The 21,952-nt window shown below is 72.1% G+C and carries 19 protein-coding genes; 13 read left to right on the top strand and 6 right to left on the bottom strand.

From position 1 onward, the window contains the following. Window positions 1-181 precede the first annotated feature (181 nt). The 3 genes from H490_RS20525 to H490_RS20515 are packed head-to-tail and all read left to right on the top strand — an operon-like array spanning window position 182 to window position 3,532. Window positions 182-1,156 carry a methyltransferase gene (locus H490_RS20525; RefSeq protein ID WP_017883304.1) on the top strand — a complete coding sequence of 325 codons (975 nt, stop codon included), beginning with the start codon at window positions 182-184 and terminating at the stop codon, window positions 1,154-1,156. A gap of 10 nt (window positions 1,157-1,166) precedes the next feature. Continuing rightward, window positions 1,167-2,393: a hypothetical protein gene (locus H490_RS20520; protein ID WP_017883303.1), complete on the top strand. Its 1,227-nt coding sequence runs from the start codon at window positions 1,167-1,169 to the stop codon at window positions 2,391-2,393. Next, window positions 2,390-3,532, top strand: coding sequence for a phosphotriesterase family protein (locus H490_RS20515; protein WP_017883302.1), 1,143 nt, complete (start codon window positions 2,390-2,392; stop codon window positions 3,530-3,532). The genes H490_RS20520 and H490_RS20515 overlap by 4 nt, the downstream gene beginning before the upstream one ends. 155 nt (window positions 3,533-3,687) lie before the next feature. Here the strand turns inward: H490_RS20515 and H490_RS20510 are convergent, their stop codons facing one another. Next, window positions 3,688-4,278 carry a TetR/AcrR family transcriptional regulator gene (locus tag H490_RS20510; RefSeq protein ID WP_017883301.1) on the bottom strand — a complete coding sequence of 197 codons (591 nt, stop codon included), beginning with the start codon at window positions 4,276-4,278 and terminating at the stop codon, window positions 3,688-3,690. Between the two features lie 310 nt (window positions 4,279-4,588). Here H490_RS20510 and H490_RS20505 point away from each other — a divergent pair, with 310 nt between their 5' ends. Continuing rightward, window positions 4,589-6,166, top strand: a complete 1,578-nt coding sequence (locus H490_RS20505) for a GMC family oxidoreductase (RefSeq protein WP_017883300.1) — start codon at window positions 4,589-4,591, stop codon at window positions 6,164-6,166. Then, the gene (locus tag H490_RS20500) at window positions 6,166-6,909 is read left to right on the top strand and encodes an SDR family NAD(P)-dependent oxidoreductase (RefSeq protein WP_017883299.1); all 744 of its coding nucleotides are present in this window, start codon (window positions 6,166-6,168) and stop codon (window positions 6,907-6,909) included. The genes H490_RS20505 and H490_RS20500 overlap by 1 nt, the downstream gene beginning before the upstream one ends. A 69-nt stretch (window positions 6,910-6,978) precedes the next feature. Here H490_RS20500 and H490_RS20495 read toward each other — a convergent pair whose 3' ends face one another. Together H490_RS20495 and H490_RS20490 are read right to left on the bottom strand one after the other, a co-directional pair. Further along, entirely contained in the window at window positions 6,979-8,052 is a 1,074-nt protein-coding gene (locus tag H490_RS20495) for a formylglycine-generating enzyme family protein (RefSeq protein WP_017883298.1), read from the bottom strand. Beyond that, window positions 8,049-8,645, bottom strand: coding sequence for a TetR/AcrR family transcriptional regulator (locus tag H490_RS20490; protein ID WP_017883297.1), 597 nt, complete (start codon window positions 8,643-8,645; stop codon window positions 8,049-8,051). Before H490_RS20490 ends, H490_RS20495 begins: the two co-directional genes overlap by 4 nt. Before the next feature lie 203 nt (window positions 8,646-8,848). Between H490_RS20490 and H490_RS20485 the strand changes: the two genes are divergently transcribed. The 6 genes from H490_RS20485 (at window position 8,849) to H490_RS32620 (ending at window position 14,689) form a co-directional block, all read left to right on the top strand. Beyond that, window positions 8,849-9,859, top strand: a complete 1,011-nt coding sequence (locus tag H490_RS20485) for an ABC transporter substrate-binding protein (protein WP_017883296.1) — start codon at window positions 8,849-8,851, stop codon at window positions 9,857-9,859. Between the two features lie 3 nt (window positions 9,860-9,862). Then, window positions 9,863-10,639 carry an ABC transporter permease gene (locus tag H490_RS20480; RefSeq protein ID WP_017883295.1) on the top strand — a complete coding sequence of 259 codons (777 nt, stop codon included), beginning with the start codon at window positions 9,863-9,865 and terminating at the stop codon, window positions 10,637-10,639. Then, complete coding sequence (locus tag H490_RS31640) at window positions 10,639-11,475, top strand: ABC transporter permease (protein ID WP_017883294.1); 837 nt, start codon at window positions 10,639-10,641, stop codon at window positions 11,473-11,475. The genes H490_RS20480 and H490_RS31640 overlap by 1 nt, the downstream gene beginning before the upstream one ends. Then, window positions 11,472-12,263, top strand: coding sequence for an ABC transporter ATP-binding protein (locus tag H490_RS20470; protein WP_017883293.1), 792 nt, complete (start codon window positions 11,472-11,474; stop codon window positions 12,261-12,263). Before H490_RS31640 ends, H490_RS20470 begins: the two co-directional genes overlap by 4 nt. A gap of 1 nt (window position 12,264) precedes the next feature. Continuing rightward, complete coding sequence (locus H490_RS32970) at window positions 12,265-13,974, top strand: sulfatase-like hydrolase/transferase (RefSeq protein WP_323749069.1); 1,710 nt, start codon at window positions 12,265-12,267, stop codon at window positions 13,972-13,974. Continuing rightward, window positions 13,877-14,689 (top strand): hypothetical protein, encoded by an 813-nt coding sequence (locus H490_RS32620; RefSeq protein WP_238560311.1) that lies wholly within the window; start codon window positions 13,877-13,879, stop codon window positions 14,687-14,689. Before H490_RS32970 ends, H490_RS32620 begins: the two co-directional genes overlap by 98 nt. A 113-nt stretch (window positions 14,690-14,802) precedes the next feature. Here the strand turns inward: H490_RS32620 and H490_RS20460 are convergent, their stop codons facing one another. The 3 genes from H490_RS20460 to H490_RS20450 form a co-directional block, all read right to left on the bottom strand. Next, window positions 14,803-15,114, bottom strand: a complete 312-nt coding sequence (locus H490_RS20460) for an EthD family reductase (protein ID WP_017883292.1) — start codon at window positions 15,112-15,114, stop codon at window positions 14,803-14,805. A gap of 20 nt (window positions 15,115-15,134) precedes the next feature. Beyond that, complete coding sequence (locus H490_RS20455; RefSeq protein ID WP_017883291.1) at window positions 15,135-16,778, bottom strand: amidohydrolase; 1,644 nt, start codon at window positions 16,776-16,778, stop codon at window positions 15,135-15,137. Between the two features lie 103 nt (window positions 16,779-16,881). Further along, entirely contained in the window at window positions 16,882-18,966 is a 2,085-nt protein-coding gene (locus H490_RS20450; RefSeq protein ID WP_017883290.1) for a primary-amine oxidase, read from the bottom strand. Between the two features lie 350 nt (window positions 18,967-19,316). On the opposite strand from H490_RS20450, the gene H490_RS20445 reads away from it, so the two are divergent. Both H490_RS20445 and H490_RS20440 read left to right on the top strand, forming a co-directional pair. Next, a complete protein-coding gene (locus tag H490_RS20445; RefSeq protein ID WP_017883289.1) occupies window positions 19,317-20,132 on the top strand; it encodes an SDR family NAD(P)-dependent oxidoreductase in 816 nt (271 codons plus the stop codon). A 17-nt stretch (window positions 20,133-20,149) separates the two neighbouring features. Next, window positions 20,150-21,850 carry an amidohydrolase gene (locus H490_RS20440; protein WP_017883288.1) on the top strand — a complete coding sequence of 567 codons (1,701 nt, stop codon included), beginning with the start codon at window positions 20,150-20,152 and terminating at the stop codon, window positions 21,848-21,850. The last annotated feature ends 102 nt before the right edge of the window (window positions 21,851-21,952 follow it).

Genomic DNA, 21,952 nt, shown 5'->3' with positions numbered 1-21,952 from the left:
GCTGCTCGCGGCTGCTCGAGTGCATCGGCATCCCTCCCCTGTTTTTCTATGCTAGTAGAAAATAAACCGCAGCGCCGCTGGACTTTTTATGTCTACGTATGTAGAGTTTCCGGCAGGCCACACCACGGACACCGTCGTCCCGATCGACCGGGGCGGCCCTGAATCGTAAGGAACGACTCGCATGACCGCAACCCCCGCACGCATCGTCGACATCGCCATCGGCTTCATGGGAGCGAAGCAGCTCGACAACGCCGCCCGCATCGGCATCTTCAAGGCCCTCGCCGACGGCCCCCGGAACCTCTCCGAGCTCGCCGCCGCCACCCAGCACTCCGAGCGTCAGGTGCGCACCCTCGCCGACGCCATGAACAGCCTCGGCCTGCTGCGCCGCGAGAACGGCGCCTACTCGCTCGAGGCCGACGCAGAGAAGTACCTCTCCGGCGCGGGCGATATCGACCTCACCCCGTTCATCGCCTTCCTCGGCGACATCAGCTACAAGCAGTGGCTCGGCTACGAGAAGACCGTCGACACCGACGAGGCCGGCACCCTCGACCTCGACGAGGCCGGCTGGGGCGACTTCATGGCCGGCGTGATGACCTACAACGCGCTGCACGCCGAGCAGTTCGGCGAGGCCTTCGACTTCTCGCAGTACCGCAGCGCCCTCGACTTCGGCGGCCTCGCCGCCGGTTTCTCGGTCGTCGCGATGCAGCAGAACCCCGAGCTCACCACCCGCTTCGTCTACGCGCCCGGATTCACCGACGGCATCGCCGAGGCCGCCGAGCAGGCGGGCGTCTCCGACCGCGTCTCGCTCGAGGAGGGCCCCACCGAGTCGACGGAGCCCGGCGGCGAGCACGACCTCGTGCTGCTCACCCACGTGCTGCACCGCTTCGACGAGGCGCAGAACGTCGCCATCCTGCGCGCGTCCCGCGGCGCCGCGGCCGAGGGCGCCACGCTCATGCTGCTCGACTTCTTCCTCGACGAGGACGAGACCCAGCGCCCCATCGACGCCCTGCACGCCGGCGAGTACTTCAACATCGACGGCACCGTCGTCTACCCGATCGCCCAGGTCGAGGGCTGGCTGGCCGAGACCGGCTGGAAGGTCGACCGCCTGGTCGCGCTTCCCGGCAGCCCGCGCGTGCTCGTCGCGACCGCCGTCTGAGCCCACCGGCATGCCCACCGTCACCACCGTGCTGGGGCCCGTCGAGGCGGGCGCCCTCGGCTCCGTGCTCGCCGCCGAGACGCTGCTCTGCGCGCCGCCCCAGCGGCTCGGCAACGCCGGCGTCCCGGCGAGCGAGGCCGAGTTCGAGCGCGTCGCGGTGGGCATGCCGATGCTCGGCAGGCTGATGCTGGGCGCGGTCAACACCGATGACCGCACCATCGAGGCGGATGCCGCCGAGGCCGCGGTCGACGAGCTCGCGGCGGCCGCCGGCACCGAGACCGGGCGATCCGCCGCGCTCGTGGCGCTCGCGGGCGAGGGCTCCACCGCCGAGCCCGCCGCACTCGCGTGCCTGAGCCGCGCGAGCGGCGTCGCGATCGTGCGCGGCACGGATGGCGGGATCGGATCCGGGTCCGGATCCCGGTCCGCGGGCTCGTCTCCGAGTGGTGCGCCGGGCGACGGAGCGAGCGATCCAGGGCCGCTCGACCCCGATGCGGTGGGGCGCAGGATCGCCGCCGAGCTGCGCGCGACCGAGCATCCCGCCGGCGTTGTGGGCGCGATCCCGCTGCCCCTCGACGCGCGCGCCGGAGGCGCCGCACGGCCGAGAAGCCCCGGAGTCTCCGCGAGCCCCGAGGCCGCCGAGCTCACCGACGCGGATCGCGCCCTCGCCCTGCTCGTCGCCGCGGCCCGGGCGGCGAGCGCCGCCGGAGCCGCGCTCGTCGTCTCGCCGCGGCCCGACCCCTGGGAGGTGGCGCCCCCGCACGCCGCGGGCGACGCGACGCTGGCGGCACTCGAGCGGGCGCTCGACGCGGTCGACGCGGCCGGTCTCGACCGCTCGCGCGTGGTCCTGCTGGGCGCCGCTGGTGTCATCGCCGACGCGGCGGGAACGGGAGTCGACCACGGCCGCCTCGACGCGCTGCTCGGCCTCGGCACCGCGATCTGCTTCGACCAGCTGGGGCGCATCCCGAACGTGCGCACCGTCGTCTCTGACCACGACCTCGCCGCGGCGATCCTGCGCAGCGCGGCGGCGGGCGCGGCGCACCGGGTGCTGCTCAGCAGCGGCATCCGCAACAAGCACCGCCTCACCGCCTACGGGGGCAACGGTCTCGAGTTCGTCGCCACGCAGTTCCTGCCCTACCTGCGCATGATGGGCGCCGACGACGAGCTCGTCGCGGCGGTCGGCGGAGGCAACGCGGCGCGCGTGCTCGCGCGCGCGACGGACGAGGGAGCAGGGGAATGAGGGATCGCATCGCGCCGCCCGCATCCGCGCTCGACGGCCTCGAGATCCCGAATCTCGAGGGCCTCGTGCAGACCGTGCTCGGGCCCGTGCGCCCCGAGACGCTCGGACCGACGCTCATGCACGAGCACATCTTCCTCGACATCCGGAGACCCGCGCACACGCCGAACCCGCGCCCGGGCGAGTGGGACGCCGCGGCCCGGGATCCGCTCACCCTCGACACGCTCGCCGCCGTGCGCCGCGGCCGGCCCAACGCCGACAACGACGTGCTCGGAGACTTCGACACCGCACTCGACGAGGTGGGCGACTTCGTGCGGCAGGGCGGCGGTACGATGGTGGAGGTGACCCCGAACGGCGTGGGCCGCGACGCGCGGGCGCTCGCCCGACTCAGCCGCGCCTCGGGCCTCGACATCGTGATGGGGTGCGGCTGGTACCAGAAGGATCTACTGCCCTCCGGCTTCGCCGAACGCAGCATCGAGGAACTCGCCGCCGAGATCGTGCGCGACATCGTCGTGGGCGCCGCGGGCGGGACGGACGGGGCCGTATGCGGGGCGGGCGGCGCCGGGATCCGATCCGGCATCATCGGCGAGGTCGGCGCCGAGGGCGATCCCGTCGACCCCCAGGAGATGCGCAGCGTGCGCGCCGCGGGGCGCGCCTCCGCGATCACCGGCGCGCCGATCACCCTGCACATGGGCGGCTTCGGCGAGGCGAAGCTGCGCGTGCTCGACGCGCTCGAGGAGGAGGGAGCCGACCCCCGCTCCGTCGTCTTCGGGCACGCGGGATCGATCGCCGACGACATGCCGCTCGCCCGGCGCCTGCTGGCCCGCGGCGCCACCGTCGAGGCCGACTTCCTCGGCACGACGGGCAGCCCGTGGGGCACGCTCTTCCCGTTCACCGATCGATCCGTGGCGCGCGGCTTCGCGGAACTCGTCGCCGACGGCTGGGGCTCGCAGCTCGTGCTGGGCGGCGACGTCTGCCAGCGCGTGCAGCTGCGGCGCTACGGCGGGCACGGCTACGGCTACGTGGTCGACCACTTCCTGCCCGTGCTCGCCGAGTTCGGCGTGACGCCCGAGGCGCTCGACCGCATGATGGTCGAGAATCCTGCGCGCGTGCTCGCCTTCCGCGCGCCCCGGATGAGCTGAGGCCGGCGGCCGGGCTCCTGCGGCGAACTCGGGGAGCGGGTGCCGGGCCGGCCGCTTCGGCAAGCTCGGCCCGGGGTGCGGCTTGCCGAGCGCCGCACGGTGCGCTGAGCTGCGCGAGTTGCCGAGCGCCGCGCGGCCCGGCGAGCGGCCTCGCCTCAGGCGCGGCGCAGGCGCGCGACGAAGTCGGTGACCTGCGCGTCGAGCACGGCGCTGTTGAGGTGCTCGGGGCTGACGACGCGGGTGACGGTCGCGCCGATGTTCATGAGCACGATCTCGCTGACCAGCTGCTCGTCGGGGGTCTCGGTGACCACGTCGCCGTCTTCGCGGCCCTCGCGCAGGTACTGCAGGTACCCGGCCTTCCAGTCGGTGAGGTGCTCGCCGTAGTCGTGGTCGATCTCGCTGCTGAACGCGCAGCGCTCCCAGAACGAGAGCAGCACGCGGGCGGCGGTGGCGTCTTCGTTGGTGGGCAGCGTGTAGCGCATCGACATCTCGAGGGCCTCGATGCCGCGCTTGCCCTCGACGTGCTTCTGCAGCCGATCGCGGATTCGGTTCAGCGAGCGCTCGTAGGCGCCCTCGATGATGGCGTCCTTGCCCGAGAAGTAGTGCTTGAGCGCGCCGTTCGCGAACCCGGCGCGCGACGCGATCTCGCGCATGGTGGCGGCCTCGATGCCGCCCTCCACGATGAGCTGCCAGGTGACGTCGACGATCTCCTTGCGTCGCTGGTCGTGGTCGATGATCTTCGGCATTGAGGCATCCTCCGGCGAGCGTTGGTTTTCTCCTCCAGTGTAGACGAAAACGGGGCCCGGACGCTCGGCGTCCGCGATCCGCCCGCTCCCGCGCCCGCCCGTCGAGAGGCGGAAAACGCATCGCATCCCGGCCCCCGAGGCGCGTTTTTCGCCTTTCGGCGCCCGCCCTGCCCCGCCCGGCGTCGATTGACCGCAGCGGCAGGGCGCTTGCTCCTGCGAGCACGACTCCGCGGCCGCTCTCGACGCGGGGCGCGGGCGGTGGGAGGCTGAGCGGGGTGCGGCGAAGGAGCCGCACGAGAGAGGAGTTCTGATGTCGGAGCATTCTGGATCTGCGCGCGCCCCGAAGAGCGCGATCGTCGTCGGGGCCGGCTCGGCCGGTTCGGTGGTCGCACGCCGGCTCGCCGATGCCGGGGTCGAGGTGACCCTGCTCGAGGCGGGCGGGGAGGACACGAACCCCGCGATCCACGACCTCAGCCGCATGGGCGAGCTGTGGCACTCGCCCGACGACTGGGACTACTACACGGTGCCGCAGCCGGGCGCGAACGGTCACCGCCTGCACTGGCCGCGCGGCAAGGTGCTGGGCGGATCCCACTCGCTCAACGCGATGATCTGGGTGCGCTGCGTGCCGCAGGACTTCGACCACTGGGCCTCGCTCGGCAACGACGGCTGGGCGTGGGACGACGTGCTGCCCGTCTACCGCGCGATCGAGAACTACCGCGGCGGCGGGGAGCCGGCGCTGCACGGCGCCGAAGGCCTGCTCGACGTCACCGACGACTACGAGCTGTCGCCGATCCAGGAGTCGATCATCGAGGCCGCGGTCGAGGAGGGGCTGCCCCGCAACCCCGATTACAACGGCGCCTCGATCGAGGGGGTCTCGCAGCAGCAGATCACGGCGCGCGACGGCAAGCGGCTGAACACCTACATGGCGTACGTGAAGCCGGCTCGGGATCGCATCAGGGTCGAGGTCGGCTGCCACGTGCACGAGCTGATCTTCGACGACGAGGTCAAGGGGGAGCGCCCCCGCGTGGTGGGAGTGCGGTTCGCGCAGGGCGACGAGGTGCGTGAGCTGCGCGCCGACGAGGTGATCCTCGCGGCCGGCGCGATCGATTCGCCCCGGGTGCTGCTGCGCAGCGGGATCGGCCCCGCCGACGAGCTGCGCGAGGCGGGGATCGAGCCGCGCGTCGACCTTCCGGGCGTGGGCAAGAACCTGCACGACCACTACCTCGCCCCGGTGATCTTCGATACCGAGAAGCCCATCGACCCGCCGCGCGAGGGGGTGTCGGTGACGCAGTCGCACCTGTTCTGGAAGAGCAGGGAGGAGCTGGATCGCCCGGACACGCAGCCCATCAACTTCTCGGTGCCGATGTACGGCGACTTCCTCGAGCCCCGGGGCGCGAACGGCTTCTCGCTCATGGCGGGGCTCGTGACGCCGGAGTCGCGGGGCGAGATCCGGTTGTCGGGCCCGAACCCCGGCGATCCGCTGGTGATCGATCCGCAGGCGCTCACGGCCGAGCACGATGTGGAGTCGCTCGTCGCGTCGGTGCGGCAGTGCCGGCGCATCGGCAGCCAGGCGGCGCTCGCCGCGGCGCCCGACGAGGGCGGCTGGGGCGCGACCGAGGTGTACCCCGGTCCGTCAGTGGGCGACGGCGACGACCTGGTCGACTACGTGCGGGGCACGCTCGCGACCTACCATCACCAGGTCGGCACCTGCAAGATGGGCGTCGATGAGCTGGCCGTGGTGTCGCCGCGGCTCGCGGTGCACGGCGTCGACGGCCTGCGCGTGATCGACGCCTCGGTCATGCCGCGCGTCACGACGGGCAACACGAACGCCCCCGCGGTGCTGATCGGCGAGCAGGGCGCGAAGTTCGTGCTGGCCGGCGAGCGCTAGTGGCCTCCCGCCCGCTCGCGGCGCTCGCGCCGGGGCTGTTCGAGGGCCGTACCGTACTGGTCACGGGCGGCACTTCGGGGATCGGGCTGGCGACCGCCGAGGCGTTCGCCGGGCTCGGCGCCCGCGTGGTGGCGATCGGCCTCGGCGCCGCGCGGGCGGAGGTCTCGCCCGGGCTCGACGTCGAGCTGGTCGAGGTCGATGTCACCGACGACGACGCGCTGCGCGCGGTGGTCGCGGGGCTCGACCGGCTCGACGTGCTCGTTCCCGCCGCGGGCATCAGCCTGGGGGAGCGCGAGCTCGAGTGGGAGGCCTTCAACACGGTCGTCTCGATCCAGCTGGCCGCCGTGTACCGCATCGCCGAGCTGACCCGGCCGCTGCTCGCGGCGTCGGGCGGCTCGGTGATCACGATCGCGTCGATGTTCGCGTACTTCGGGGGCGGATCGCGCGTCGCCTATTCGGCTGCGAAGGGCGGCGTGGTGCAGCTGACGAAGTCGCTCGCGGAGGCCTGGGCGGGCGACCGCATCCGGGTGAACTGCGTGGCGCCCGGCTGGATCGAGACGCCGCTCGCGGACGGGCTGGATGCTCGGGCGAAGGAGCGGATCCTCTCGCGCACGCCGCTCGCCCGTTTCGGCGCGGCCTCCGAGATCGCCGCGGTGATCGTGTTCCTCGCGTCGGACGCCGCATCGTTCGTGACCGGCGCCGTGCTGCCGGTCGACGGCGGGTATCTCACCACGGCCGTATGAGTCGCGGGTTGGGCGCGGGATCAGCGCCCGACCCGATGCCCGGCCCCGGGCCCGCGGGGCGCGGCCGCCTCAGGCCGCGACCGTGCGAAACCCTGCGTTGCCCATCGTGGAGTCGGGGGTGTTGCTGGAGCGCGCCGAGTTGCGGTAGCGGTTGCAGTACGAGGGGTGGCAGAGGTAGCTGCCGCCCCGCAGCACGCGCCGCTCGTCGTCGCGCTCGCCGCCGAGCCCGTCGCCATCCTCCGGCCCGCGGGGGTTCACGAGCGGGGCGATGGCGTAGTAGCCGGGGTCGAAACGGTCGGCGCACCACTCCCAGACGTTGCCGACGGCTTGCCAGAGGCCGAAACCGTTCGGCGCGAAGGTTCGCACGGGTGCGGTGCCGACCCAGCCGTCGGCGGCCGTGTTGTGGGCGGGGAACGCGCCCTGCCACACGTTGGCCCGCCAGACGCCGTCGTTGCCGTCGATCGGGTCGTCGCCCCAGGGGTAGGTCGCCGATTCGAGGCCGCCGCGCGCGGCGCGTTCCCACTCCGCCTCGGTGGGCAGGCGCCGCCCGGCCCACGCGCAGTAGGCGAGCGCGTCGTGCCAGCTCACGTGCACGGCCGGGTGCTGGTCGAGCCCGGCGAGCGACGAGGCCCGCCCGCCCGGGTGCCGCCAGTCGGCTCCGCGCACGCCGATCCACCAGGGGGTGCCGACGATGGGGCCGGCGATGTCGGCGGTGGGGGCGTCGACGAGCAGGTGGAACACCGCGGAGGCGCCCGTGCGCTCGGCGTCGGTCACGTACCCGGTGGCGTCGGCGAAGCGGGCGAACTGCTCGTTGGTGACGGGGGTGGCGTCGATCTCGAAGGCGTCGAGCTCGACGGGGTGCAGCGGCAGTTCGCCGTCGACGGCGAGGCCGTCGCCCGAGGCGTCGCCCATGGTGAAGGCGCCGGCCGGGATGCGGCGCTGCTCGATCTCGTGCGCTCCGGAGGGTGCGAGGGCAGGGTCGGGGCCGCCGGCTGCAGGCCGGGTGGTGATGCGGATCGCGGATCCGGCGATCGTGCCGGCAGCGGCATCCCCTGCCGCCCTCGCGGCTCCCGCGGCAGTTGCCGCGCCGTCCCCGATGGGCGCGGCCGGGCCGCAGCAGTGCCCGGCGCCCGGCCCGGTCACCGCCCGCCCCTGAGGTCGGCGATCGTGGAGTCGATGCTCGCGACGATGCTGGTGTCGGTCGCGGCCTCGGGTACGAGCACCGCCATCATCTGCCACCCCGCGTTGTGCGCCGAGACGCGGTTGACGGCGTCCTCGATGTCGATTCCGGGCCCGAGCTCCCCGTCTTCGCGCGCCTCGGTGAGGAAGCGTCGGATCAGGCCGCGCCGGCGGGTGATGTTCTCGTGGTGGATCTCCCAGAGCTCGCCGTCCTGAGCGGCGCGGTCCCAGAACGAGAGCACGACCCGGGATCGCTGGGGCCCGTCGGCCTCGAGGGGCATCAGCTCGAGGAACATCTGTCTGAGGGCCTCGAGGCCGCGCACGCCCTCGGTGCGGCGCAGGGTGTGCTCGTGGGATTTCTGGAAGACCTCGAGGAAGGCCGCCGTGAGCAGGCTCTTCTTGTCGGGGAAGTAGCGTGCGATGGCGCCGTGGGCGTAGCCGGCCTCGGCGGCGATCTCGCGCATGGTGACGCGGTCGAAGCCGTCTCTGATGATGATCTGCGTGACCGCCTCGACGATGTGCGCGCGGCGCTCGTCGTGGTCCACGATCTTCGGCATGTGTCTCCCTTCTCCCTTGAATTCTAGGGAGGTACTCCAGTCTGGGTCAGCCGGTGCCGTTTTCGTCACCGCTTGGTGATTAATCGTTACCGGAGTGTTATGGAAAGTGGACGCTTGGAGATTATTCTTTAGTCACCGAATGGTGATTAACGGGATCGATGCGTGCCATCGCTTCCGGCCCGGCCGACGAAGGAGTCGAACACATGAAGAAGATCAACCGCCTGATGGGCGCGCTCGCGCTCATCCCGGCCGCCGCCCTGGCCCTCTCCGCCTGCTCGTCCGGGGGAGGCGGCGATGCGCCCTCCGGTGACGGCGGCAGCGGCGAGCTCACCACCCTCAAGGTCGCCACGATCGGCCTCACCTCCGACGGCAGCCTGATCGGCGGCATCGAGCAGGGCTTCTTCGAGGAGGAGGGGCTGCAGATCGAGACCTCCATCGTCGCGAACCCGCCCGCCGGCCTCGCCGCCGTGCAGAGCGGGCAGGTCGACATCGCGTACTCTCCCAGCATCCCGTTGCTGAACGCCCTCAGCCAGGGCGTCGACATCAAGGTGATCGGCGCAGCGGACGGCTACCCCGCCGACCAGGCCGAGATCGACGATCCCGCCGACTTCGACGACACCGGCCTCTTCGCGGCGGTGGACGGCGACGTCCACTCCGTCGCCGACCTCGAGGGCAAGACGATCGCCGTTCCCGCGCGCAAGGCGCAGCTCGAGGTCGTCATCGCGGGCGAGCTCGAGAAGGAGGGGATCGACCCCGCCACCGGCGTGAACTGGGTGGTGCTCGACTTCACCTCGGCCGTGGCCGGGCTGCAGAACGGCACGGTCGACGCAGCCGGGCTCGTGAGCCCCTTCACCACGGAGGCCGAGGAGGCCGGGGCCGAGCAGCTCTCGGCGCCCTCGATCGGCTTCTTCGAGACCGGCGCGACCGGCCTCTGGACCGCGGGGGCGGGCACGGTCTCGCAGAAGGCGGACGCCATCGCGGCATTCCAGCGGGCGATCGTGAAGTCGAACGAGTGGGCCACCGAGCACCCGCAGGAGGCCATCCAGGCCGGCCTCGACTACACCGACTCGCAGCTCACCGTCGACCAGGTGAAGGTGCCGGTCTGGCCGACCGTCGTGAACGCCGAGGATCTCGAGCGGCCGAACGAGAAGATGGTGAGCCTGGGCTTCCTGGCCCAGCCCGTCGATCTCACCGGTGTGATCGTCTCGGAGTGACCCGTGGGAGACTCTCGACTGCTGAAGTGGGGGACTGGCGCCCTCGGCGCGCTGATCGCGCTCGGCGTCTGGCAGCTCGCGGCGGCGGGCCCCCTCGCGGGCTCGCCGCTGCCCACCGCGGGTGAGGCGATCGGCGAGCTGGCGCGGCTCGTCGTCACACCGGAGATGTGGGCCGCCACCTGGGACACCGTGGCGATGGCGCTGCTGGGGCTCGCGATCGCGACCGCGGCCGGCGTGCTGCTCGGGATCGGCGTCGGAGTCTCGCCGCTCGCGATGCACGCGACCCGCGTGCCGCTCGAGTTCCTGAAGCCGATCCCGCCGATCGTGATCCTGCCCGTCGTGGTGCTCGTGCTGGGTCCCACGGCGGGGATGGGCGTCTTCCTCGTGTTCATCGGGTGCTTCGTGTCGATCGTGGTGCAGGCCTCGGCGGGCGTGTTCGACACCGACCCCGTCGCGAAGGCCACCGGGCAGTCGTACGGGCTGAGCCGCGGGGAGATCCTCTGGAGCATCGTGCTGCCGAGCGCCCTGCCCTACATCGGCACCGCCGTGCGGGTGGCGGCCCCCACGGCGCTCATCGTCGCGGTGGTCGCCGGCCTCATCGGTGGCGGTCCGGGGCTCGGCCAGAGCCTCGTGCAGACCCAGATCACCGGCAACCAGCCGAGGCTCTTCGCCTACGTGCTCGTGCTCGGCATCCTGGGCCTCGTCGTGCAGGGCCTCAGCCAGTGGGGCGAGCGCCGCCTGCTGCACTGGCACCCCCAGTACCGGAAGCAGGTGTCGTGATGACCGTGACCTCGACCGTGCTCATCCGCACGCGGGAAGCGCGGCGGCAGCAGCGCAGCGGACTCCCGAAGTGGGTGCTCATCGGGGCGGAGATCCTCGTCCCGATCCTGCTGCTGGCCGTGTGGTGGATCGCGTCGGCGAACTCCACCAACACGTTCTTCCCGCCGCTCGAGACGATCCTCGAGCGCATGGCGTCGCTCGCGGCCACCCCCGCGTTCTGGGGAGACGTCGGTTCGTCGGTCGGCAACCTGCTGCTCTCGTTCGCGCTCGCGAGCGCGCTCGGCGTGGGGCTCGGCATCGCGCTCGGCATGTCGCGCTGGCTGTCGTGGCTCGTCGAGCCGACGATCCACTTCTTCCGGGCCATCCCGCCGGTCGCGCTCGTACCGATCTTCGTCTCGCTGATCGGCTTCGGCAACGAGACGCGCATCCTCTCGATCACGCTGTCGGCGGTGTTCCCCGTGCTGATCTCGACCATCGACGGCATCCACGCCGTCGACCCGGATCGCCGCGCCGTCGGCCGCATCTACCGACTGGGGGCGTGGGACCGCATCTTCTCGGTCGCGCTGCCGGAGGCGAGCCCGCGCATCCTCTCCGGCACGCAGGTGAGCCTCATCACGGCGTTCGTCGTGATGATCGCGAGCGAGATGCTGGGATCGTCGATCGGGCTCGGAGCCCGCACGCTGCTCGCGCAGCAGTCGTTCATGATCGCCGACATGTGGGTCGGCATCCTCGTGCTGGGCATCATCGGCTACGTCGCCACCGCCCTGCTCGCCATCTTCCGGCGCCGCGTGCTGCGCTGGTACATCGCCATCCGACAGCAGGAGAAGAACCTATGACCGCCACGACCGCCGCGGCCCAGCCCCGCCTCAGCATGCAGGGCCTCGCGAAGACCTACGACACGAAGAAGGGGGCGGTGCCGGTCATCGCCGACCTCACCTTCGACGTGCACGCCGCCGAGATCGTCTGCATCGTGGGCCCGTCGGGCATCGGCAAGACGACGCTGCTGAAGTGTCTGACGGGGTTGCAGTCGATCACGTCGGGTTCGGCCCGGATCGACGGCAAGCAGATCGACGGCCCGCCCGAGGAGATGGCGCTCGTGTTCCAGGAGTACACGCGCTCGCTGATGCCGTGGCTCACCGTCGAGAAGAACGTGCGACTGCCGCTCAAGCACCTGCGCCTGCCCGCCGCCGAGCGGGAGGAGCGGATCAGCTCCGCGCTCGCCGCAGTGGGGCTCGCGGGGGCGGAGTCGAAGTACCCGTGGCAGCTGTCGGGCGGCATGCAGCAGCGCGTCGCGATCGCACGGGCCATCGCGTACCGGCCGGAGGTGCTCATCATGGACGAGCCCTTCGCGTCGGTCGACGCGCAGACCCGCTTCGAGCTCGAGGATCTCTGCCTGAAGATCCGCGACGAGTTCGGCATGACCGTCGTCGTCGTGACGCACGACATCGACGAAGCCGTCTACCTCTCCGACCGCGTCGTGGTGCTCGGCGAGCGGCCCGCCCGAGTCACCCGCACCGTCGACATCGGGCTGCCGGCTCCCCGCGACCAGATCACGAGCCGCGCCGCTCACGAGTTCGCCGAGCTGCGCACCGAGATCTTCGAGCTCATCCGGAAGGCCGGGTAGCGTGCGGGGGGAGGCGGGGCGCCGCGACGCGGCGGATGGGGCGCCGCGGCGGGGGTACGAGGCGTTCGGGGGGCGCGTCGCCGAGTTCGTCTCGGAGTCGACGCCGTGGTGGCCGCAGCGCGCGAGCGCTCCGGCCGGCGCGCCGAACGTCGTCGTGATGCTCGTCGACGACCTCGGCTTCAGCGATCTCGGACCGTTCGGCAGCGAGATCCCGACGCCGAGCATCGACCGCATCGCGGGCGAGGGGTGGGTGTTCACCAACTACCGCACGGCTCCGATGTGCTCGCCCGCCCGCGCCGCACTGCTCACCGGCCTCAACCCGCACCGGGCGGGCTTCGGTTTCGTCGCGCACACCGACCCGGGCTACCCGGGCTTCACCTGCGAACTGCCGCAGGACGCGCCCACGCTCGCGGAGTCGCTGCGAGCCGGCGGGTACGCGACGTTCGCGGTCGGCAAGTGGCATCTGACGCTCGAGTCGCGCCTGCACGACGCCGCCGACAAGTCGTCGTGGCCCCTGCAGCGGGGCTTCGACCGATACTTCGGCAGCATGGACGGCTTCACGTCGCTGCATCACCCGCACCGGCTCGTGCGCGACAACTCGGTCGTCGACGTGCCCGAGTTCCCCGACGGCTACTTCCTCACCGACGAGCTCACCGGCGAGGCGCTCGCGATGATCGACGAGCTGCGGGTCAACGACGCGTCGAAGCCGTTCTTCCTCTACTACGCCCACACCTCGGTCCACGGGCCGATCCAGGCGAAGCGCGCCGACATCGAGCGCCACCGCGGTCGCTACGAGGCTGGGTGGAACGCGCTTCGCGAGGCGCGGTTCGCGCGGCAGCGGGAGCTCGGGATCGTGCCGACCCACGCCGAGCTGCCCGAGGGCGCCCTCGCCGACGACGCTCGGATCCCGAGCTGGGACTCGTTGAGCGACGAGGAGCGGGCGCTCTTCGCCCGGCACATGGAGGTGTATGCGGCGGCGGTCGACGAGGTCGACCAGAGCGTCGGCCGGCTCCTGGACCGCCTCGAGCAGCTCGGCGAGCTCGAGCGCACGATCATCGTGCTCGCGAGTGACAACGGCGGCACGGCGGAGGGCGGGCCGAGCGGCACGCGCAGCTACTTCGCCCAGTTCGGCCACTCGGCGCCGCTGCCCGAGAACTGGGTGCGCGACGTGCCGCGCGATCCCGCCGACATCGGCGGGNCATGGGCGCGAAAAAGTCATTCGAAAAGGGCCGAGACTCTTCAGCCAGTACCCGACCGGTTGGGCCCGCGTCTCGAACACCCCGTTCCGGTCGTTCAAGTCGTCGACCTACGAGGGCGGGGTGCACGCACCCCTCATCGTGTCGTGGCCGGCGGCCGCGCGGGCAGAGGGCGGCTCCGATCCGGTCGAAGCCGGGGCTGCGGGGCTGCGGGGGCTGCGAGGGCTGCGGGATCAGTTCGTGTTCGTATCGGATCTGGCCCCGACGATCCTCGAGCTGACCGGAGTGCCGCCGCTCGCCGAACTGCGCGGCAGGCCCGCGCAGCAGCCCGACGGGCGCAGCGTCGCAGCCGTGCTCGCCGACCCGACGGCGGAGGGGCGCGCGGCGCAGTACTTCGAGTGCGTGGGGCGGCGTGCCATGGTCGACGGCGAGTGGAAGGCGGTGTCGCCCGTGCCGCCCCGCCGCGAGGAGGGCGCCGCCGGTGGAACGTGGGAGCTGTACCATCTCGCCGATGATCCCACCGAGACCCTCGACCTCGCCGCCGCAGAGCCGACGCGCGTGGCCGAGCTCGCCGAGCGCTGGCGCGACGAGGCGTGGCGCAACACCGTGTTCCCGCTCGACGACGACGGCACGCTCCACGCGAACCGGCCGGAGAGCGAGGCCGAACTCGCCGCGCCGGTGGCGCTCGTGCCGTTCCGCCCCCCGCTCGAGCGGTTCCGCGCGGCCCAGCTGACGGTGCTGAAGTCGTTCTCGGTCGAGGCGTCGCTCGTGCTCGACGATCGCGCCGCCGGGGTGATCGTGGCCCACGGCGATCAGGGCGGGGGCTACCTGCTCGCGGTCGAGGGCGGCGCTCCGCTCATCTCCTACAACGCGTACGGCGACATGCACCGCTCGCGCGGGGCCGCCCTGGGGGCGGGGCCCCACGAGCTCCTGCTCCACGTCGACGAGTTGGAGGGGCTGCGCTGGCGGTTGCGGCTCGAGGTCGACGGCGAGCTCTCCGCCGAGATCGCCGCCGTGCCGATGCTGCTCGGCATGGCGCCCTTCACCGGCATCAGCGTCGGCTACGACTACGGCGGGCCGGTCGACTGGGAGCTGCACGAGCGGCATCGCACATTCCGCTTCTCGGGCGGGACCATCGAGCGGCTGCGCTACGTGCCCGGCGCGCGCTCCCGTCACGACCCCACGGTGCTGCGCCGCATCGGCGAGGCCGTCGCCGAGCTGGCCGACTGAGCGGATCGCCGAGGGGCTGCCGGGCAGCCCGAGCGATGCGCCGGCCCGGGAGCCGGGCGAGGCGCCGCGCAGCCGAGCGCGACGCGGCCGCATGGCCGGCCCCGAACCGGTTCTCAGGGGAGCGGCAGCGTCTGCACCTCGAAGGGGAACACGGTCGCGCCGCCGGTCGCGTAGTTCGGCACGTCGGCCTCGACCGCGCGGCCCTCCGGCGAGGCGAGCGCCGCGCCGAGCGCCGCCTCGTCGGCGAACGTCGCCTGGAAGACGCCGAAGTACGGCCCCGCTCCCGGCTCGCAGATGTCGAGGGCGTAGGTGATCTCCTGCACGCCGGGCAGCTGGGCGCAGAGCGGCAGGTGCGTGTTCAGGTAGTACTCGCGGAACGCGGCGCGGTCGGCGGGCTCGGGGTAGAGCACGGTGAGCTTGTGCATGGGGGTTCTCCGTTCTCGGCTCACTGCTCGTCGCGCGCGTAGACGCGGCGACCGGCGAACCAGGTCTCGTCGACGGTGGTCTGCACGAGCTGCCCGGCGGGGTGCTCGAAGGGGTCGCGATCCAGCAGCACGAAGTCGGCCGATTTGCCGGCCTCGAGCGAACCGGTCTCGTCCGAGATCCCGAGGGCGCTCGCGGCGCCGATGGTGAACGCGGCGATGGCCTCGTCGAGGGTGATCGCCTGCTCGGGCCACAGCGTTCCGGGATACTGCCCGCTCGGATCCTCGCGGGTGACGAGGCCGTGGATGCCCTCCCACGCGTTGGGCGAGACCGAGACCGGCCAGTCCGAGCCGCCCGCCACGACGGCGCCCGCGTCGAGCAGGTCGCGGTTGGGCTGCATGCGGTCGGCGCGGTCGCGCGGCAGCACCTCGCGGATCGCGTCGACGATGGGACCGGGCACCCAGATGAAGGGCGAGATCTCGGCGACGACGCCCAGCTCGGCGAAGCGCGAGATGTCGTCGGGGTGGACGAACTGGCCGTGGGCGACGTGGTAGCGCGTGTCGGAGAAGCCCTCGCGGCGCAGCGTCTCGACCGAGTTCAGCACGGCGTGCACGGAGGCGTCGCCCGTGCAGTGGATCTTCGCCGAGATGCCCCGCTGGGCGACGCGGCGCAGCCAGTCGGTGAGCTCTTCGGGCTTCAGCAGGGTCTCGCCGTGGTGGTGCGCGCCGTGCACGTCGTCGGGCAGGTAGGGCTCGATGAAGGCGCCGGTGCGGGTGGGCGGCACCCCGTCGAGGAAAATCTTCACGAAGTCTGGGCGGTGGTGCTCGGTGCGGTACCGCTCGCCGTCGAAGACGAGATCCTCGCCGATGGGGGTGTAGCCGAAGATGTCGTCGTTGATGAGCATCGACGAGACCACCCAGGCGTTGAGGTCGCCGCTCGCGTCGAGCGAGCGCAGCGCCTCCAGGGTGGGCGCCGATACGGCGGCGTCCTGGAACGCGGTCACGCCGAACGAGTTGAGGATCTCGACGCCGCGCTGCGACGCCTGGCGGTCCTGTGCGGGGGTGAGTCCGCCCGCGGCGCGGTGTGCGCGGGCGACCGGGATCCCGGCGGCCTCGAACAGCACGCCCGTGAGGCGGCCGTCGGCGTCGACCACCACGCCGTCGTGCCCGGCCTCGACGCCCGCCAGTTCGAGTGCCCGCGAGTTGACCCAGCGGTTGTGGTGCGAGTCGTCGGAGAGCATGACGGGGCGCCCGCCGGCGGCGTCGTCGAGCTGCGCGAGGGCGTCGGCCGTGCTGATCTCGCCCAGGCGGTCGCTCGCCCACGGCCCGCCCACGATCCACGCGCCCTCGGGCAGGGCGGCGGCGTGCTCGCGCACGGCGGCGACGATGCCGTCGAGGTGCGCGCCGATCGGCAGGCGCAGCTGGAACAGCTCCTCCTCGCCGGCGATCGCGTGGTGGTTGTGCGCGTCGATGAGGCCGGGCATGACGAAGGCGCCGCCCAGCTGCCGCACCTCGGTGCCGGGGCGCGCGAGAGCGCCGACCTCGGCGGCCGATCCGACCGCGACGATGCGGCCCGAGGCGACCGCGATCGCCTCGGCCCAGGGGTTCGCGGGATCGACGGTGTAGATGCGTCCCCCGGTGAGGATCAGCTCGGGCTGAGTGGTCATCGTTGACTCCTTGGTGTGTGGGTGGGTGAGCGGTGGTGCCCCGAGCCCGTCGAGCAGAGGTGCGGGCGATGCTGCGCCTGCGACGGGCTCGGAGGCGCGGCCGTTACTTGCCGCAGGCGCAGTCGGCGCCGCCGCAGCGGCAGGCCTCGCCCGCGCAGCAGCCGCAGCCGGTTTGCGCGCAGCAGCCGCCCGCGGCGTCGGTGCCGCACGCGGCCCCGGCTCGCGCGTCCTCGGGAAGGTTCATGGCGGGGTTCTGGTCGAGGAAGCCGTGCGGCTTGAACCAGAAACCCGAGTAGTCGACCGGCATGATCGGCCAGTCCTCGGGGCGCGGGATGTGGGTGGGGCCGAAGACGTGCCACAGCACGAGGTCTTCGCCGTCGAGCGAGCGGTCGGCCCTCGTCCACTCGGGCAGACCCGCGCCCGGGGCGTGGGCGCCCGGATGGAAGCCGGCGGGGTAGAGCTGCTCGGGGTCGTACTGCGTGCCCCAGAGGTGCCGGGTGGCGAAGTTGGCGCGGCCGTGCACCGTCGACTCGGGCTGCGCTGCGAGCAGCATCTTGCCCTCGGGGATCAGCCAGTAGGCGGTGGGCTTGCCCACGGCGTTCGTGCGGTGCGCTGATCGCACCTCCCAGACGCGACCGGTGAGGCCGTTCGCGATGCGCTGCGCCTGCTGCTCGCTCGTCAGCTGCGTGTCCGACCAGGTGAACGCGTTGCCGTGGGGGTTGTCCGGCCCCGTGGGGATGCGCACAGCCTCGATCTCGTGCAGGGTGTTGTCCTCGCCGTCGACGGCGACGTCGATGCGCGCGCAGAAGAGGTGCTGGTGCACCGGCGTGAAGATGCCGGGTGCGATCTCGGGGGCGTGCGGGTTGTCGGATCCGGGCACGCCGGCGCCCGCGAAGACGATGCCGGTGGCCTTCGCCTCGACCTGGATCGAGCCGTCGAGGTAGAAGTACCAGAAGAAGCCGTAGTCGTAGTTGCCGATCGTGGCGAAGTAGCTGACGACGAGGCGTCGGCTGCGGCGCGTCTCGGCGTTGCCGTCGAGGTCGGTGTGCTTCCAGAGGATGCCGTAGTCCTCTTCGTGCATGCAGACGGCCTGCGGAATGCTCACCGGGTTGCCGTGGTCGTCGGGCACGAACGCGTCGAAGTAGTGGATCACGCCCAGGCAGTCGCAGCCGAGCGCGAGCGAGTTCGCGTTCTTGCCGAGCAGGTACTCCCCGGCGTCGAAGTAGCTGATCCAGTAGCGGCTCACCGAGGTGTCGCCGTAGGGCACGACCATCTCGGGCACGCTGGCGCGGTGGGCGACCGAGCGATCCTCGTCGCCGTCGCGGAAGGAGATCTGGTTGAGCACCAGACCCTCCTGCTGGGTGAAGCCCACTCGGAACTTCCAGTTCTCCCACTGCACGAGGCTGCCGTCGACCGAGAACGACGGGCCCTCGGGCTGGGTGATCTCGATGGGCTTGAGGCTCGTGCGGGCGGGCCCCTGCACGTCGAGGGTGTAGTTGCCGTGCTGCTCGGGCACGGGCACGTCGCCCTCGTCGTCGATGCGGATCACGCGGCGCTCGGTGAGGTCGACGTGCACGACGAGGCCCTCGATCGGGTGGGCCCAGGGGCTGTCGGTCTCGGAGAAGCGCAGGTAGGTGTGGGAGCGCACGATGCGACGGCCGACCTCGTCGTCGCGGCCGAAGAAGCCGGGCGCGAGCGGCGAGCAGAAGGCGAGGTCCATGTGCGCTTCGAGCCCGCGCCGCCGCATGGCGGCCTGCCACTCGGGGGAGGCCTTCACGATCGCGGCGGCGTCCTCGTACTCCTCGAAGAGGTACTGCGGCTGGCCGTAGGGCTCCTCGGTGTTGGGCAGCACCCGCAGGCTGTCGATCTCGCCGCGCGTGACGGCGACGATCGCCTCGGATGCGACACCCGTGCTGCGGTCGAGCAGCGTGACGCGGATGCGGCGGTCGAGGGGATCGCCCGGGCGCCACGCGGCGAGGTCGGCCTTCGCGGGGTCGACGGGGAGCATGCGCGGCACGCGCGTGTGCTCGGTGAAGTGGTCGGCCTCGGCGAGGATGCGGCGGGCTTCGGCGATCTCGGCGCCCGTGAGCGGGTCGAGCGGATGCGCGGCCGTCTCGAGTGTGGTCACCCGTTTGCCGTGGGTGTGAGTGGCGTCGGGCAGGTGCCGGCTGGCGGGGGCGTGCGTCATTGAAAACATCCTCGTCGTGGGGACCGATCTGAACATCCGCTTCTCAGTATCCCAAGCGGCTTGGCATTTGGATAGCTCGAAGCGCGGCCGCCGTTGACCGTGGGCGCTGTGCGGTTGACGCTGGGGGAACGATGCCCCCGGCGGGGTCTCCGCGGCCGTCCGCGACGGCGCCCCTCCTGTGCGGCGCCCGTCCCGTCGGGCGACGGGACGGGCGCCCCGCAGTTGACTCAGCGGGAAGAGTGATGGGCTGCGAGCGCCCACCCCCTCGTCGCCGCGCCGGGAAGCCGTCAGGATGAGGGGAGAGCGGGCGCTGAGGCCCGCGAGAACCGGCCTCGGGCGAAAGGAACCTCATGGCAGAGCAGAACGACGGTGTTCAGGGACGAGTGGTCGTCATCACGGGCGGCGGAACCGGGATCGGCGCGGCCGTCGCCGAGCGCTACGCGAGCGAGGGCGCGCACGTCGTGCTCATCGGCCGCCGTCTCGGGCCCATCGAGGAGGTCGCCGCGAGGCTCGGCGGCACAGCGATCGCGGCGGACGCGGCCGACGGCGAGTCGGCCCGCGCGGCGGTCGCCGCGATCCTCGAGCGGTTCGGCCGCATCGACGTGCTGATCGCCAACGCCGGCGGTCACGGCTTCAACCCGGTGGGCGACACCGATGACGAGACCTGGGAGTCGTCGATCACCGTGAACCTGACGACGGCGTTCACGATGTCACGCGAGACGCTGCCGTCGCTCATCGAGAGCCGCGGGCAGATCGTGGTCATCTCGTCGCTCGCGGGCGTGTTCGCGGGCCCGAAGGTCGCCGGTTACACCACCACGAAGCACGCGCTCATCGGCCTCACCCGCTCGATGGCCCGCGACTACGGCGTGCACGGCGTGCGCGTGAACGCCGTCTGCCCGGGCTGGACGCGCACCCCCATGGCCGACGCCGAGATGGACGAGTTCATGGAGCACGTGCCCGAGATCGCGAGCCGCGAGGAGGCCTACGGCCGCGTGACCCGCGACGTGCCGCTGAAGCGGGCGGGGGAGCCCGAGGAGATCGCCTCGGTGGTGCGCTTCCTCGGCTCGGACGAGTCGTCGTACATCACCGGGGCCGTGATCATGGCCGACGGCGGCGCCCACGTGGTCGATCTGCCGACGCTGGCGTTCGAGCACGCCGGCATGTGAGGGCGGGAGGCGGCGTGATGGAGTTCGCGGATACCGTGCTGCGGGGCGGCAGGGTCTACACCCTCGATGAGGGGTTCACCGTGGCGCAGGCGATCGCCCTGCGCGACGGGGCGGTGCTCGCGACGGGCGGCGACGACGAGGTCTCGGATCTCATCGGGCCGGGAACCCGCGTGGTGGAGCTCGCGGGGAGGGCGGTGCTCCCCGGCATCGACGACTCCCATCTGCACGGGGCGGCGTGGGGCATCGGCAGCCCGCCGTACTCCCTCGACCTGTCGTACCCCGCGGTGCGCTCGATCGCCGAGATCGTGGAGACGGTGCGGGGCGCCGCCGGCACGACCACGCCGGGCGACTGGATCGTCGGCCAGGGGTGGGACGTGGGCTACCTGCGCGAGTGCCTCGACGGCGAGCGCGCGATCCCGCACCGTTCCGACATCGACGGCGTCTCGCCCGATCATCCCGTCTGCCTCACCGATTTCTCGGGCCACATGGTGCTCGTCAACAGCGCTGCGCTGCGCCTCGCGGGCGTCGACCGAGACACGGTCGCGCCCGCCGGCGGCGTGATCGACCGCGACGAGAGCGGCGAGCCGACGGGGATCCTGCGCGAGGGAGCGCAGGATCTCGTGCAGTCGATCATCCCGCGACCCGACTACGAGACCCGCAAGCGCGCGATCGCCGACGCGGTGCGGCGGCTCAATGCGCTCGGCATCACGGCGTACACCGAGCCGGGTCTCGGCCCGGGCGGCGAGGGGGTGCTCGGCGGGGCGCTCGGGGGCGACGCGATCCGCGCCTACGAGGAGCTCGTCGCGAGCGGGGAGCTGACGGCGCGGGTCTCGGTGCTGATGCTGCCGCTCGCGATGGGGGAGACGGCGGATCGCCTCGAGACGCGCGTGCGCGAGCAACAGGCGGGTCTCGGCGAGACCGACCCGCGGCTGTTGAATGTGATCGGCGTCAAGCTGTTCGCCGACGGCGTGCCTCCCAACGAGACCGCGTACATGTACGAGCCTTACGGGCCGTCGCAGGGGCACGGCGCACTCTGCGTGCACGGTGCCTCGGAGCCGCTGCAGGAGGCCGAGCTGCGCCGGGCGATCGACGCCGTGCACCGGCTGGGGCTGCAGGCGGGCGTGCATGTGACGGGCGATCACGGCATCGACATCACGGTCGACGCCTTCGTCGAGGCGAACGAGCGGCACCCGCGTGACGACGCCCGCCACTACGTGATCCACGGCGACTTCATCTCGGATGAGCGCCTCGCGCAGCTCGGCGAGCGCGGGTACGGCGTGAACATGAACCCGGGCATCAAGGCCCAGATCACCGACCTCATGGACTCGGTGGTGGGCGAGGAGCTCTCGGCGAGGCAGTGGCCCACACGATCGGCCGCGGAGTCGGGGGCGACGTTCTGCGCGAGCTCGGACGCCCCCGTCACCGCGCCGGACTGGCTCGCGGGCGTGGCCGGCATGATGACGCGCCGCTCGAAGGCGACGGGCCGGGTGTCGGGGCCCGAGCAGCGGGTCGGCCTCGAGACGGCACTGCGCGCGTACACGACGAACGCCGCGAGGCAGAGCTTCGCCGAGCGGTGGCGCGGGTCGCTCGAGCCCGGCAAGGTCGCCGACCTGGTGGTGCTCGACGGCGATCCCGCATCTGTCGACCCCGAGCGCCTCACCGAGCTGCGCGTCGATCTGACGCTCTTCGGAGGAGCCCCGGTCTACGAGCGCGGGTGAGCGCCGTCTTCCCGCGCCGAGCGGGGCTGGGTGAAAACTCCTACCGCGGTGCGCGGGGGTCCGAACTGTCGCTATCCTGAGCGCAAGCTATGGCTCCATCAG

It is taken from the genome of Leucobacter sp. UCD-THU (genome assembly GCF_000349545.1).
Classification (GTDB): Bacteria; Actinomycetota; Actinomycetes; order Actinomycetales; family Microbacteriaceae; genus Leucobacter; species Leucobacter muris.
Note: the sequence above shows the minus strand (reverse complement) of the source record. Positions and strands in the feature narration are given on the sequence as shown.